The organism is Thermanaerothrix sp., assembly GCF_056331585.1.
On sequence record NZ_JBWGPQ010000050.1, the window covers coordinates 1 to 14164 of the forward strand.

Annotated in this window: 13 protein-coding genes; all 13 read right to left on the reverse strand. The window is 53.3% G+C overall.

All coding sequences use genetic code 11. The features are described 5' to 3' along the window. Positions 1–952, reverse strand: a 952-nt coding sequence (locus AC01YT_RS12670) for a uroporphyrinogen decarboxylase family protein (protein ID WP_476675969.1), incomplete at its 3' end; no start/stop codon positions are given. Between the two features lie 12 nt (positions 953–964). Then, positions 965–2260: an FAD-dependent oxidoreductase gene (locus AC01YT_RS12675; RefSeq protein ID WP_476675971.1), complete on the reverse strand. Its 1296-nt coding sequence runs from the start codon at positions 2258–2260 to the stop codon at positions 965–967. A gap of 18 nt (positions 2261–2278) precedes the next feature. Beyond that, positions 2279–3061: an SDR family NAD(P)-dependent oxidoreductase gene (locus AC01YT_RS12680; protein ID WP_476675973.1), complete on the reverse strand. Its 783-nt coding sequence runs from the start codon at positions 3059–3061 to the stop codon at positions 2279–2281. Beyond that, positions 3058–3855: a sugar isomerase domain-containing protein gene (locus tag AC01YT_RS12685; RefSeq protein WP_476675975.1), complete on the reverse strand. Its 798-nt coding sequence runs from the start codon at positions 3853–3855 to the stop codon at positions 3058–3060. Before AC01YT_RS12685 ends, AC01YT_RS12680 begins: the two co-directional genes overlap by 4 nt. 32 nt (positions 3856–3887) lie before the next feature. Further along, positions 3888–4658 carry a GntR family transcriptional regulator gene (locus AC01YT_RS12690; RefSeq protein WP_476675977.1) on the reverse strand — a complete coding sequence of 257 codons (771 nt, stop codon included), beginning with the start codon at positions 4656–4658 and terminating at the stop codon, positions 3888–3890. A 125-nt stretch (positions 4659–4783) separates the two neighbouring features. Continuing rightward, positions 4784–5758: an ROK family protein gene (locus AC01YT_RS12695; protein ID WP_476675979.1), complete on the reverse strand. Its 975-nt coding sequence runs from the start codon at positions 5756–5758 to the stop codon at positions 4784–4786. 69 nt (positions 5759–5827) lie between these two features. Continuing rightward, positions 5828–6742, reverse strand: coding sequence for a sugar phosphate isomerase/epimerase family protein (locus tag AC01YT_RS12700; protein ID WP_424911356.1), 915 nt, complete (start codon positions 6740–6742; stop codon positions 5828–5830). 18 nt (positions 6743–6760) lie between these two features. Then, positions 6761–7918 carry a Gfo/Idh/MocA family protein gene (locus tag AC01YT_RS12705; protein WP_476675983.1) on the reverse strand — a complete coding sequence of 386 codons (1158 nt, stop codon included), beginning with the start codon at positions 7916–7918 and terminating at the stop codon, positions 6761–6763. A 39-nt stretch (positions 7919–7957) separates the two neighbouring features. After that, complete coding sequence (gene deoC, locus AC01YT_RS12710; RefSeq protein ID WP_424911355.1) at positions 7958–8665, reverse strand: deoxyribose-phosphate aldolase; 708 nt, start codon at positions 8663–8665, stop codon at positions 7958–7960. 17 nt (positions 8666–8682) lie between these two features. Further along, positions 8683–9627 carry an ABC transporter permease gene (locus AC01YT_RS12715; protein ID WP_424911354.1) on the reverse strand — a complete coding sequence of 315 codons (945 nt, stop codon included), beginning with the start codon at positions 9625–9627 and terminating at the stop codon, positions 8683–8685. Continuing rightward, entirely contained in the window at positions 9624–10601 is a 978-nt protein-coding gene (locus tag AC01YT_RS12720; protein WP_424911353.1) for an ABC transporter permease, read from the reverse strand. Before AC01YT_RS12720 ends, AC01YT_RS12715 begins: the two co-directional genes overlap by 4 nt. A 9-nt stretch (positions 10602–10610) precedes the next feature. After that, positions 10611–12116 carry a sugar ABC transporter ATP-binding protein gene (locus AC01YT_RS12725; protein WP_424911352.1) on the reverse strand — a complete coding sequence of 502 codons (1506 nt, stop codon included), beginning with the start codon at positions 12114–12116 and terminating at the stop codon, positions 10611–10613. A gap of 5 nt (positions 12117–12121) precedes the next feature. After that, complete coding sequence (locus AC01YT_RS12730) at positions 12122–14059, reverse strand: substrate-binding domain-containing protein (protein WP_476675985.1); 1938 nt, start codon at positions 14057–14059, stop codon at positions 12122–12124. Positions 14060–14164: the final 105 nt, after the last annotated feature.

Below are 14164 nucleotides of genomic sequence, written 5' to 3' on the forward strand. Positions count from 1 at the left end.
AGGCATTCTTAATATCAATACCGCCCCAAAAAGTCAACCTATCCCCATATTGCGCCTTAAGCGCGGCCCAATCTACGTTGGGTAAGGGTTCAACACTATGGAAGGCATCTATGCCCAGGTCGGCTAACCGTCCCAGAAAAGGAGTCATATTGCCGTCGGAGTGGAAGAGAATTTTGATATGCGGGGACAGGTCGCGGATGACACCAATGAGATGTTTCCAGGCTGGGGCAAAGAAGCGGTTAAACATGCGTGGGGAGATAATAGGCGTTTCTCCCGCGTAGTCATCTCCGGGTAGTTCTAGAATGTCCAGCCATTTTCCGGCGGCCTCTAGATAACGGATGAGAAGTTGTTCTAAAACTTGGGCAACATGATAGATCAAGGTCTCGGCAAAGGTGGGGTTTTCGACCAGATCAACCAGAAACTGCTCGGTTCCGCGCAGAGTACAACAGCGTTCGAAAAGTCCATAAGAGTCGGGAGCACGCCCTACAACAGCGTAATCCGTGCGTTCGCTCAGGTGTTGTGCCCGTTCTATCAGTTCTTCAAGACGGAGGAAGCGATCCACCTTTGGCCAGGGATAATTCTCCAAGGCTTCCAATGTGGCATTGGCTAGCGGGTGGGTAGTGGCGGTGAGATAAGGCCCACTTTGGGTATATGTAACCCCCCAGGCATCTGCACCTCCACCCTGTTGCGGCCCACCAAGATCGGTAAACCCACACCACACGTGACGCACATCTATATCTAGGGCTTCAAGGATGCGATCATCATAGTAATTTACAGTATGCCCAAGTCTGCAGCGGAAAGGAGGAAGGGGGTGATTGAGGTTGAGATATTCAACGAGTTTAAAATACAAGCCATCAGTGACCCCGTAGGCACTGCCCCACAATGCCATGGGCACGCGGTCGGGCTCGGTATGGTGTAAAGCAGCTAAGACACGTTCACGGTGGTTCATCATCAAGCATCCTGATTAATCTAGAATGGCGCCGATTTGGCGTAGGCGATTTTGAAGTGAGGGTATGGAAACCTCATTCGGGGTGGTGTGATGATGAATTGCCCAGGCGGCGGCTATGCCAGCTGCCTGCCCCATAGCCATACACTGCCCCATACTACGCACGGAGGCATGGGCGTCGTGATCCGCGGAGAGACAGCGACCGGCAACCAATAAACCATCACACTGAAGGGGGATCAAACAGCGATATGGAATATGATAGGTTTCACCTTCAGGAAGATACTCCCAGCGAGTGTCGGCTCCTGAGTGATGTTCTTCGATGGGTGCGCCGCATTGGGCAATGGCATCATCGAATTTACGCGCAGCAAGGACGTCCTCGCGCGTGAGGCGATAATGACCATAAATCCGCCGACTCTCACGTACACCGATTTGCACGCTTAAGCCAGCCAGATGCGCATTCTCATAACCCGGGATGCGCTCTTTTAGAAAACGGAAATATTCCAGCGCCTGACGGCGACCTTCAATTTCTGCCCAACTCAGTTGTTCGATGTCGGTGGGATCAATATTCACCACACGAGTCATATTTGTGGCCATGGTGCCCGGTAAGGGTGTAACATGGATACTACCTTCCTTGCGAGGTAAGTTGTAGCTGCCTTCAGCGATAGCTTGAGCCATGCGTTCATGCAATTCTTTTTTGCTAATTTGCAAGGCACGCTGAGTATCTACATTGAGTAAACGAAATGTGGTGGTCAATGCTTGGACAGGGCCATTGGCGGCGCTTTCATAGGGCACCCCAGCCAGCGCGGCGATATCGGCATCACCAGAGGCATCAATGACAACCCGGGGCCGAACACAGAGAAACCCACTCTTGGTGGCAAGGAAAACAGAGGTTATGCGTCCCTGATCTGTTTCAACATCTACCGCCAGGGCATGGAAAAGAATTTGTACCCCGGCTTCCATGGCTAAACTTTCCCAAACAATTTTCAAAATATCGGGATTATAGGTGATGCCATTACCTGCCCCGTAGGTATTAGGACGAATAAGCATGGCATTATATCTCTCAAGGTTAGTGATGACCTCGTCCGGGATTCCGCCGATGACTTTACGGGGGTGACTCCCGGGAGTGAAGAAGCCATAAAATGTGTCCAATACCTGAGTGCTGGTGCCACCCAAAAAACCATAGCGCTCGACAAGCAAGGTGTTTACGCCCTCCCGGGCCGCGGCGATGGCTGCAGTCACCCCGGCTGAACCACCGCCAATGACAAGCACATCTGTCTTTAGCTCTTCATGGGGTGGGCGTCTCAATATATCCATGGTAATCTCTCCTTGTCATCACAATACAGTCCAGCCACCATCAACAGTCAGAACGGCTCCAGTAATAAATGCTGCCTTATCCGAAGCAAGGAAGAGCGCGGCATATGCCACATCCTCGGGACGCCCAAAATCCCCTGTCAGGGGTTGGAGAGTGGCAAGCCGTTCACGGATTCTGGGATCGTCCTGAGCGCGACGGCTCATTGGGGTGGCAATTAGACCTGGGCAGATGACATTGGCGCGAATATGATGTGGTGCGTAATACGCTGCAATGGCGCGAGTCAGGGCGATAACGCCCCCTTTACTAGCTGCATAGGCATGAGTGGCAAAGTCCTCATCGCCACCCACCAAACCCAGAACAGAAGCAATGTTAATCAATACTCCCTGCTTGCGAGGTAGCATCCAGCGGATGGCGGCGCGTGAGCCCAGAAATGTGCTGCGAAGATTAAGATCCAGGGTGAAATCCCAGCCCTCATCCGTACATTCGGCAATTGGGCCATCCCCATGCTTGCGTCCACTTCCTCCTGCTACGTTTACCCAGATGTCAAGGTGGTCGTAGTGATCTCGGATCATCTGAAGCGCACGTTCCAGCGACGGGGAGGAAGTCATATCGGTGGGGATAAACATACCCTGACTGCCAGCAGCCTGAATGTCACACAGCCATTGCATTTCGGCTTCGGGATTAATGTCCAGGCCAACGACCTGAGCTCCATGGTGAGCAAAAATCAAGGATGTCGCTCGTCCAATGCCACTGGCGGCGCCGGTGATGATGGCTACTTTTCCCTCTAGCCAATTTCCACTCACTTGTCACCTCCACAGCGCCCGTATACGCGCTGCACGCGAGCACGGTAATCATCATAACAATCTTCGAACCGTTGGTGTGAGCGTTCTTCACCCAGGAAGTAACTACTGGTTAGCACCAAGGGCGGCTTACCCAATTGGGTTAGGCGTTCGGCGATGGCGCACTTAAGGGCGTTAACAACGGCTGCTCCCCCAATTGTTGAACCGGGACCGACTGGATCCTCTAGTCCCTCGATCCAAACCATGGCATCTCCAGCAGGGGTGCAATTATCAATAACAATATCGGCGATATCAATCAATTTTTGCCCCGAAGAATGTAGCGCGCGCACGGCTTGGCAATGCTCAACCGATACCACGGCAATTAAAGGCATGCCTTGACGTTTGGCTTCCAACCCCACTTCCACCACCACCTCATTGACTCCGCTGTTAGAAAAGATCATGAAGACATCGGGTGGGGCAAAAACAAAATTACGCATAATAACTCGTCCCAGGCCTTCCACATGTTCTAAAAACATGGCCTGCCGCTGCCCATTAGCGCCAACAACAGGATTGTGGTAGGTCAATGAAAGTTCTACAATAGGGTGAAAACCCGGGAAACTACCATGGCGGGGAAACATTTCCTCCACCATCATTCGGGAATGACCGGTGCCGAAAAGATGCACCAATCCCCCATTGGCAATGGTATCCGCGCATAAATTGGCTGCTTTTTCGATAACATCCAATTGCGTTTGGCGGATGCGGGTTAGAATGGCAGCAGCTTTTTCGATATAATCAACCGCAGCAAAGCTGGGGCTCATTTTAGATACCTCCCCGGAAAAATGCTGTGAGTTCAGAGCGTATGGACGACTGTGAACTCAAAAAGATCCGCACGGTAATAACTCAGGGTGTGTTCAATGGGTTCGCCATTTTCGAGAAAGGCCGTGGTTTTGACCAATAGCAGAGGTGCTCCAGGCATGGTTTGTAGTAGTTCGGCTTGGTGCGGAGAGGCTGAAGCAGCACTGAATGTGTGGGTAATGCGAGCGATAATCAAGTGGTATTCTCGAGAAAGAATTGCATAGAGCGAATTGGTATTGAAATCAAAGGTCTCAAGCCCAGGGCAGTGTGCGGTTATGATGGTGGCATATTGAATGCCCAAAGGCTCAGAGTCCCCCAGGCGCAATCGGTTCAGGTACAAACATGGCGCCCCTTGTAAGGGTTGCAGGGGTTCAGGGGCGGTTGGATCGATCACTCCCAGCGTTTGTTTCAGTACAATGGAGTGAGGGTGTTTACCCATCTCTTCCACCTGCTGAGAGAAGGAACGATCCAGGAAGAAGCGCTGAGCGCTGTTTTGGGGTGCCAGAACATAGGTTCCTATGCCACGATGACGCTCCAGCCAACCTTCATCTACAAGACGGAGGATAGCACTGCGTACCGTCTGACGCCCTACATGATAGAGGTCACACAGGGTTAATTCCGGAGGAATTAAGTCGCCTGGCCGTAAGATGCCACTGCGGATCAGCCGCTTGAGGTCAGCATAAACTTGATAATACAAGGGTAGGGGGTTATGAGGGTCAGTGGGATGGATATCAGGCGCTAGATTGAACGTTTTTGAAGAGGACATCACCTTCATCTCGGGGTGGGATTAGTGCAGGATTATTATAAGTTGTTTTTTTGTCTTGAAATCCGAATGTTCGGACAAAGTTCTTTGAATTAATCTCCAACCAATCGACATGTGCGGGTGATTCATTAATTTTCGTGATTATGATGAGCCCACAGGGCTGCCCCAATGACCCCGGCGTTGTTACCAAGAACGCTGGGGACGATTTCGACGCGTTCCTTGGGGGCAACAAAGACTCGTTTGTGTAACGTGCGCCGAATGGGATCAAGAAGCAAATCGCCGGCTTGGGCAACGCCACCAGCGATGACGACCCGTTGAGGGTTGATGGCGACCACTACATTAGCCACAGCGGTGCCGATATACCCGCCGGCAATTTCGAAGATCTCGCGAGCGACGGCATCGCCGTTGCGGGCAGCGCGAGCGATGATCTCAGGAGTAATGCGATTCAGATCATAATCCACCAGGGAGCCGATTTGCGTGGTCCATCCCTGTACCACTGCCTTTATGCCCATAGCGGCAATGGCTGGACCTGAGGCAAACACCTCCACACAGCCATAGTTACCGCATCCGCAGCGAGGGCCGTTGACGTCCACCGTGATGTGTCCCAATTCTCCAGCAGTCCCTCCGAAGCCGAGATGCAGTTGACGATTAATGACCAGGCCGCCACCGATCCCGGTGCCAATGGCAAAGCAGGCCATGGTATCCACGCCCTGACCAGCTCCAAAATGCCATTCTCCGAAGGTGATGGCACGCACATCGTTAAGAACGACCGTAGGGAGCGTCGTTCCCTCTTGAATATATTCGGCAAGCGGAATATTGGGCCAGGTTGTGGGAAGGTTGGGCAGGAATAGGACGATCCCGCGTTCCATATCCACCGTGCCCGGCACTCCGATGCCAATTCCACCGATTTCATCTAGGGAAATACCGCTTTCTTTAATGACGCGATGAAACAGGTCTATCATGCGTTGAATGACGGCGTTGGGCCCCTCGCGGGAGAGGGTGGGAGTTGAGATGGCATGACGAACCGAACCATTGGTGACATTAACCAGTGCTGTACGTAAATTAGTGCCACCTAGATCACATCCGATGTACCATTCCTTCATAGTCACCTGGGTTGGAGGAGAGAATTTTAGGGAGGGGTTATTTTATTTTAAACCCCTCCCGAGATTTCGTTAATGAACGTAAGGCCGGAGCACATCGCGGGCAATCAGAAAGCCGCGTTTTACCAGATCCTCAGTGCCCTCAAAGGCGCGGTCTTCGTGTTCAATGCTCAGCACGTAGTCATAGCCGACGCGGTAGAGCGCACCGATAAATTTGCCCCAGTCCACCTCGCCAAAACCGGGCAGACGCGGAACTTGCCAGCCCATGCCCTGTGAGAGTACGCCATGATTATAGAGACCTTCACGGTCAATCATCAGATCTTTGGCGTGGACATGGAAAATGCGATCTTTGAACTCATGGACTACCCGTATATAGTCAATCATTTGTAAGATGAGGTGGGAGGGATCGAGATTCAAGCCGAAGTTTTCATCTGGGATGATCTCCCACATCTTGCGCCAAATTGCGGGAGTGCTGGCGAGATTGTTTCCACCCGGCCACTCATCATACGTGAAGATCATCGGGCAGTTCTCAATAGCGATCTTGATCCCATGTTCTCGGGCAAATTTGACAATCGGCGGCCACACTTTGGCATATTCTTCTAAATTCTGGGGGACGGTCTTGTTTTTGTCCTTGCCAATGAAGGTGCCCACAATGGGGACTTCAAGCATTTCCGCGGCAAGGATCACTTTCTTAAGATGCTCGATCACCGTTTGGCGATGATCTGGATCCGGATGAAGCGGATTAGGATAATATCCCAGAGAGGAGATCTGCAATCCGTAGTTTTTAAGCATGGCTTGAATTTCTTTAGCCCCGGCAGGGGTCAGGTTGGTTACATCAATATGAGTTACCCCTGCATAACGACGTTCGGCTTTGCCGGGCGGCCAGCAGGCGATTTCCACCATTTCAAAACCGTTTTCTGCCGACCAGGCCAGGAATTGCTCTAAACTCCACTGCGGGAAAGCGGCGCTGAACAATCCGAGTTTCATGGTAACCTCCTGTTCAAATTAGAGATCGTATTGCACCTCAACCCAACGGCCTTCTTTGGCACTGCGTTCAATCGCTTCGGCGATCAACATTTCGTGATGCCCGTCCAGGAACGTGGGAAAGTCGGTAGGGGCTGTATAATCTCCATGCTCAATATAAGCGTAGATTTTCTTGAAAAGTTGCTTGAAGATGTCCGGAAAACCCTCGTTATGCCCACCCGGGTAAGATGTGATGGCACGGGCTTCAGGGGTGAGCAGTGAAGGATCTTTCAGCAATAACTCATTGGGTTTGTCGCGATATCCTAACCAGAGTTCATTGGGACGCTCTGAGTCAAATGCCATGGCTGCCTTGGAGCCGTCAATCTCAAAATAGAGGCGGTTCTTTCGACCAGCACATACCTGGGCGACTGTCACAACCCCACGCACATCATTTTCATAGTGAAGAAGGATCGAGGCATAATCTTCCGTGTAAATGGGTTGGTCAATATAATCTTCAGGGGTCAGAAGTTTTCCCGTGTATGTCTCGACGGGTTTGGAGGGTTTCTTACGCACTGGTATAAAAGTTTTGAAATCCGCAAACACGGCCTTAACTTTAAGGCCAGTTAAGAATGTCATGAGATCCAACCAATGCGAGCCAATGTCGGCCACTGCCCGTAATGTCCCACCTAATTCTGGTTCAAGACGCCAATTCCAATCGGTAGGATAGAGCAACCAGTCTTGGAGATAGGAACCTTGCAAGATGAAAAGATCACCCAATGCCCCTTGCTGAATAACCGACCGTGCATGATGCATAAGAGGATAGAAGCGCAGATTAAAGCAGATGGCGTTGACCAGACCCTTATCGCGGGCAAGTTGAACCAGTTCAGCCGACTCGCGGCTATTCATCGCCAGGGGTTTGTCACAAATGACGTGTTTGCCGGCTAAAAGAGCGGCTTTGGCTTGAGGATAATGCAGGTAGTTAGGGGTAGCCAAGTGAACAGCCGTGATTTCAGGATCGGCGATCATGTCTTCAAAGGAATCGTAGGCTTTAGGTATTCCTAACGCAGCGGCTTTTTGCTGGCTTTCTTCGCGAGAGCTGGTAACCAATCCTAAAACTGGAATATTGATGCGCCGTAGTGCTTCTATATGGGCGGGGCCGATAAAACCAGCACCGGCAATCCCAACCTTGATTTGTGCCATCTTGCTCATGTTTGTTCCCTCCGAGTGAAAGATTCGCCCCTACTGACTTGTAATTGAGCGCGCACGAAAAGCGTCCAATATGGCGGCGGTGGCAGTTGCCCCAACGCGGGTCGCGCCGGCATCAATAATTTCGAGGATAGCTTCTAGGGTTCGGATACCACCGGCGGCTTTCACCTGAACGCGCGGGCTAACCGAGGCGCGCATCAGACGCACATCCTCCACTGAGGCACCGCTGGGCGCAAAACCGGTGGAGGTTTTTACAAAATGTGCGCCGGCTTGCTCAACCAACTGGCAACCGCGCACAATTTGTTCCTTGGTTAGATATGCATTTTCAAGGATCACTTTAACGATATTACCTTTGGCTGCAGCAACAACAGCGCGTATATCCTCACGCACGAAGTCGTCGTTACCAGAACGCAACTCCCCGATATTGATAACCATGTCCAATTCTACGGCCCCATCTTCAAGTGCTTGGAGGGCTTCGGCGACTTTGATCGCAGTAGTTGAGGAACCATGGGGAAATCCTACGACTGTGCCTACAACAACGTCACTGCCCTTCAGAATCTCACTGGCTAGCCGGACATGGCAAGGCTTCACACAAACTGAAGCGACATGATAACGTGCGGCTAGTTCACAGCCTTGAATCACCTCGGTGCGGGTAAGTTCCGGCCGTAATAGCGAATGATCAATGGTTTTTGCGAGTTGCTCGTAGGTTATCGTCTGACTGTTTAATTTAGGGTAAGCCATAAAGACCTCTCCAGGATTTATTGTCGCAGTGCGCGCTGGCGACCATAGGCGGCTAGCAGGACAAGCAAGATCAGCCCGTAGACGATTTGGCGGAGATGTTCTTCCATTCGTAAGGTAGTGAGTAAGCTGGTAATCAAGGTTAAGACAATGGAGCCCGCCATAGTCCCCCAGTAACTTCCCACGCCACCAGAAAGGACAGTCCCGCCCATGACGACCGCTGCAATTGAGGGAAGGGTATAGGGGTTGCCCAGGTTGAGAAAAACCCGCTCGTAGTAGCCTAGGAATATAAAACCGCCAAACGAGGCTAGAGTACTACAAAGCATGTAGGTGGTAACAACCGTGGCTTTGACGTTCACCCCCGAAAGGCGTGCCGTAACGCGGTTGGTGCCGATGGCAAAGAGGTTCTTGCCATATCGAGTGCGCTGTAACAGCAACCACATTAAGCCGGAAAATGCAGCCCAGATATAGAGAATGCCAGGAATACCAAAAAGGAGGGGTTCAGTCGTGATCTTAGATAGCAGGGGTGCGGAACCGCCCTCTAGACTGCCTTGGGTTACAGCAAAGATTAACCCCTGGATCACCGTGGCCATACCCAAAGTCATAACCAGGGGCGGAATGCGTAAATAAGCCACCCCAATGCCGTTTAGTGTACCAATGATCACCCCTGCGCCCAGTGAAGCCAAAAAGCCGATCCAGATGCGGTCGTCACGTTTGCTGATCAGCCCATAGGAGATGATGGCACCAAGGGTGACCATGGCACCTACTGAAAGATCAATCCCTTCGCCGCCACTGATGATGACCAAGGTTTGACCTGCGGCGACAATACCCAGGAAAGCGGCCAGGCGAAGGATGTTCATGGCCAATTCAAACGAGGTAAAACCAGGTTGAATCAGACCACCCAAGAAAAATAGCGCGATAGCAAGGGCAAGCGCGATGAGGGTAGGACTGATGCGTCGTTTCATGAGTCACGCCTCCCACGGATAAGCGCCCAGATACCCGGTCCAGCTAAGATGAGCATCACAGCCAGACCATTTACCAGCGTTTGCCACCAGGAAGGCACGTTGGCAAACGAAATGATGTTACGAATGATGGCTAAGATGAACACGCCGAGGATGGTGCCGATAACACCCCCACCTCCGCCGCTGAGGGCTGTGCCACCCAAGACAACCGACACAATGGAAGGCATTGTCATATCTAACCCAATGAGGGCGGAACCGGTGCCAATGGACATAGTGAGCAACAACCCGCTGAGGGCTGCCATCAGTCCGGAGGCAACATAGGAAAAGAAGCGGATCCATTCAACAGGGACGGCGCTCATGTAAGCTGCATAAGCGTCACCTCCGGTGGCATATAGGTAACGCCCGAAGCGGGTCGAACGAAGATACCACCAAATTAAAGCCACACCTAGGATGACCCAGAGGGGAAAGGTGATCCCTAAGGGCGCACTGCGGTAAGGTTGCATAAAAGATTCGGGTACGCTGCCACCAGGTCGCGGTAGGATCCACACGGCGATGCCGGCAAATATCGAGGACGTAGCGAAGGTGGTCACCAAGGGTTGAAAGCGTAAAAAGGCGATGCAGGCACCATTCAGTGCTCCCGCTAGAATGCCAGCCAGTAAACCCAGGGACACAGCCATCAGGACCTGGGATTGGGTGGCTTCTGCCCCCATGCGGGTAACTAAGATCACGTTAACCATGGAGACGACCGAACCCACCGAGAGATCAATCCCTCCACCAATGATAACGATAGTTTGCCCTGCTGCCAGCAAAACCAGGGGAAGATAGGTCCGCAATAGCCCTACCAGGGCAATCGGTTTGAAAAAGTTCGCCTGTAAACTGGCGTTAATCACAACGCCCACGATTAGCAAGAGGAGCGAAAAAAGGAAATACTGGCGCCCTAAGCGACGAAGCAATCCAAAATTCAATGCTGCTTTCATGACCAACTCCTAGGTGCTGCTGCCCATAGCGGCAGCCACAAGTTCTGAATGCACCAGTCGTTCACCTGACAACTCGGCAGTGATCTTGCCGTCATGCAAGACTAACACTCGATCACACAACCCCAATAACTCTTCATCATCGGTGCTGTAAAAGAGGATCGCCGTTCCTTCAGCGCGCAAGTCGGAGAGAATCTTATAAAATTCGCCCTTCGTGCCAACGTCAACCCCCTTTGTGGGGTCATCAAGTAGGAGAATCCGAGGACGGCGTAGGAGCCACTTTCCAAGTACCACTTTTTGGGCGTTACCGCCACTGAGTGTGTTGACCGGTTGATCTAAACCGGCCATGACTAACTTTAATCCTCCACCGGCAACGGCCATGGCATCGGCTTGGGCTTGCCGAATGCGGAGAGGGAATCCATAGTATTTCCAGGAAGGCAAAAGCAAGTTGTCCAGTATAGACTGAATGGGGAGTAAGCCGGCAGTGTTGCGTTCCCCAGGAACATAGGCAATTTGGTGACGCATGGCATCTTGGGGACGGCGCAGGGTCGCCGGACGACCATAGAGATAGATTTGTCCTGTATAAGGTATGGCACCAAAGAGGGCGAGTAAAAGCTCCGTTTGTCCCTGGCCTTGCAATCCTCCCAAACCCACCAGTTCGCCGCGCCGAAGCACCAGGTTGATCGCACGTAAGGTTGTGGTGGAGAGGGACTCGACGCGTAAGACTTCCTCTCCTGCTGCGTATGATTCGGAGCGTTTGCCGTTTGTGCGAGTGGCTACCCCCCCTTCAATCATCAGATTGATCAACTCTTGTTTACTGAGGTCGGAAATTGGTGCAGCAGCAACCGTGCGTCCGTTGCGGAGAACAGTAACTCGATCCGCAATGCGGTAAATCTCATCCAAACGATGGGAGATAAAGACAATCGCCATACCCTGGCGTTTCCAATCCTGGATGAGATCAAACAGGCGATTAACCTGTCGCGAATCGAGTGAGGCGGTCGCTTCGTCTAGAAACAGCACTGAGGGTTGCCAGGAGAGGGCTTTCAAAATTTCGACAATTTGTTTTTCTCCTGGAGAGAGGGCAGAAATTGGCATATCAGGATCCAGGTGGTTATGGGTCGTGCCCTCGAAGAGCGCCAGGAGTTCTCGTGTACGCTGGCGCATTTCAGCATCGCGCAAGACGCCGCCGGTTCGTTCCCATTCATGCCCTAGCCAGATGTTTTCGGCAATCGTCATGCGCGGAACCAGCGAGAGTTCTTGATACACAGCCACAATGCCCAATTCGCGCGCGGCGTGGGGGGTGCGGAAGACCACCTCACGATCGTTGAGGAGTAGCCGCCCCCCATCAGGGGCGACTACTCCAGTAACGATCTTTCCCAGGGTGCTCTTCCCACTCCCATTGGCCCCCACCAGGGTCATCACCTCGCCAGGGTTTACTTCAAGATTGCCGTCGGCGAGGGCAACAACGCCTCCATAGTGTTTGACCAAATGTTGAGCGGAAAGCGACACTTTATTCATAGGGCTTATTTGAAGAACGCGCTGACTTCAAGATCATTCATCACCGAATCCAGAGTGTACCAGTCGGTCTTATCTTTGACCATTTCGTAATAGGTTTCAAAGTTATCCTTGGTCACAACCCCTGGAATCGGCACGTAGAGCGTATTGCCCGCGGCGCCTTTGAGGATGCCGTCTTTAAGTTGTTTCCCCTGGAGCAATTTGACGGCGACGCGGAGGCCGGTAGCGCACTGGCCGGGCGGGTTGATAACGCCGATGGACTCGAAATCGGGTTTGGTCTGGAGGACTTCCTTCCAAGCCTGGAGGTAACCGGCGCGGGCTTCGCCGACCATGACCGGCCATTTGGCGGGGTTAGCGGCCTGGACGGCACGCAGGGCACCCAGGGCGACGCCGTCCTGGGCCCAGACGCCGTCAATGTTGGGGTAAGCGGCGAGCATGTCGGCCATCTTCTGCTGGCCGGTGGCCTGATCCCACTTGCCCTCGACGCTGTTGAGGATGTTGATGCCGGCCTGTTGGAAGACCTCGGTAGCGGCCTTGACGCGGGCCTCGTTAGCGGGGTGACCGGTGATACCGTTGATCATGACGACATTGCCCTTGCCGCCGAGTTTCTCGACCAGCCAGCGGGCACTGATGCGAGCCCATTCGGCCTGATCAATGGCGACGTTGATGGCGCCCTTAGCGGAGACCTCCTGGTCTACGGAGACGACGAGGATGCCGGCATCAATGGCTTCCTGGAGGACGGCGTTGAGGCCGGCGGCATCGGAGGGGTTGACGATGATGGCGTCAACGCCTTTGTTCATGAGGTTGCGGATTTGCTGGATCTGGCCCTGGACATCGGTGTCGTAGGACTCGATGATGAGTTCGTTAGTGATGCCCTGAGCCATGTATTCGGCGTTGACCTCCTGGAAGTCCTTGATCATCTGAGAACGCCATTCGCTGCCCACGAAGGGGTTAGAGATGCCGATAGTAAACTTCTTCGGAGCCGGGGCACCCTCAAAGAAAGCATCCACTTCGGCATCGCTTAGGATCGAATCCAGGGTGTACCAATCGCTCTTGTCTTTAACGGTCTCGTAGATGGTATCAAAGTTGCGCTTGGTCACGATCCCAGGGATCGGGACATAGATAGTATTCCCGGCAGCACCCTTCAGAATGTCGGAGCGCAGTTTCTTCCCCTGGAGCAATTTGACGGCGACGCGGAGGCCGGTAGCGCACTGGCCGGGCGGGTTGATAACGCCGATGGACTCGAAATCGGGTTTGGTCTGGAGGACTTCCTTCCAAGCCTGGAGGTAACCGGCGCGGGCTTCGCCGACCATGACCGGCCATTTGGCGGGGTTAGCGGCCTGGACGGCACGCAGGGCACCCAGGGCGACGCCGTCCTGGGCCCAGACGCCGTCAATGTTGGGGTAAGCGGCGAGCATGTCGGCCATCTTCTGCTGGCCGGTGGCCTGATCCCACTTGCCCTCGACGCTGTTGAGGATGTTGATGCCGGCCTGTTGGAAGACCTCGGTAGCGGCCTTGACGCGGGCCTCGTTAGCGGGGTGACCGGTGATACCGTTGATCATGACGACATTGCCCTTGCCGCCGAGTTTCTCGACCAGCCAGCGGGCACTGATGCGAGCCCATTCGGCCTGATCAATGGCGACGTTGATGGCGCCCTTAGCGGAGACCTCCTGGTCTACGGAGACGACGAGGATGCCGGCATCAATGGCTTCCTGGAGGACGGCGTTGAGGCCGGCGGCATCGGAGGGGTTGACGATGATGGCGTCAACGCCTTTGTTCATGAGGTTGCGGATTTGCTGGATCTGGCCCTGGACATCGGTGTCGTAGGACTCGATGATGAGTTCGTTAGTGATGCCCTGAGCCATGTATTCGGCGTTGACCTCCTGAAGGTCTTTGATCATCTGAGAACGCCATTCGCTGCCCACGAAGGGGTTAGAAACGCCGATAGTGAACTTTTTGGTGGGTTGTTCCCCACCGCTAGGGGGTTGGGTGGCGGGTTGTCCACCTGCGGGCTGGGTAGGTGCAGCCGTGGGTTGTCCACCGCAAGCCGT